Genomic DNA, 540 nt, shown 5'->3' with positions numbered 1-540 from the left:
CTCGCCTCCACGGCCGACGCGGACCTGCGCGCGCGGCGCAATCTCCACGCCAACGGCAAGGCGGTCGCCAACGGCACCCTGCGCGCGGACGCGGCAGGGAACCTGACCATAGGCGAAGCGGGGCTCGCGCAAGGCAGCTCGCGGCTGCAGCTGGGCGCGGGCCAGGACCTGCGCATCGCAGGCACCGCAGGCACCACCGCGGGTGCCGGGGTTGGTGCCCGCACTGTGGGCGGAGCTCTCCAGGCTGCCCGCACTGCGGGCGGCATCTTGCAGGCCCAGGCGGGCCGCGACCTCTTCATCACCGGCACGGCGACCGCCGGCTCGCCCATCGTCCTGGGCGCGCAGCGCGACATTCGCCTTGACGGCATCGCCACGGCGCTGGAAGGCGGGCTGACGGCCGACGCCGGCGCGAACCTGCGAGTCGGCGCGGCGGGCAGGTTGCAGGCCTCGGACAGCTTGAGTGCCCGCGCAGGCGCAGACCTGGATTCCGATGGCGTCGTTGCCGCGGGCGGTGGCCTGACGCTTGCCGCAAGGGGAGAC

1 protein-coding gene is annotated in these 540 nt (G+C 74.6%); it reads left to right on the top strand.

What is annotated here, in order from left to right:
• Nucleotides 1–540, top strand: a 540-nt coding sequence (locus tag VCS63_RS29730; RefSeq protein WP_323883122.1) for a hypothetical protein, incomplete at both ends; no start/stop codon positions are given.

The organism is Achromobacter sp. D10 (assembly GCF_035282245.1).
Taxonomy (GTDB): Bacteria; Pseudomonadota; Gammaproteobacteria; order Burkholderiales; family Burkholderiaceae_B; genus Achromobacter; species Achromobacter insolitus.
Note: the sequence above shows the minus strand (reverse complement) of the source record. Positions and strands in the feature narration are given on the sequence as shown.